Genomic DNA, 239 nt, shown 5'->3' with positions numbered 1-239 from the left:
GCGCAAGCGTGTCTGCTACCCTGGCGCGTCGCGTCTCTGCCAGTCCACCTCCTGCCTCGCTGGCGGTGGCAGCGGCGGTGGCGGTGCAGGACGGATTGGGAGAAGGTTTCGTCGAAGTTGTTGAACAAGGCGCCAGTAGTTTTGGCAGGACGAGCGGGAAGAGGAGGTTCATGACGGGAAAGGGAGATAAGGGTGAGGAATAGGACGGGGAGGAGGAGGCAGGGCTCGGGCCCACCACC

At 64.0% G+C, this 239-nt stretch carries 1 protein-coding gene; it reads left to right on the top strand.

From position 1 onward, the window contains the following. Window positions 1-203, top strand: a 203-nt coding sequence (locus ACYYG1_RS17860; protein WP_461211674.1) for a hypothetical protein, incomplete at its 5' end; no start/stop codon positions are given. Window positions 204-239 lie beyond the last annotated feature (36 nt).

It is taken from the genome of Desulfocurvus sp. DL1XJH-121, from assembly GCF_054819825.1.
This window is presented reverse-complemented; position numbering and strand designations above follow the sequence as displayed.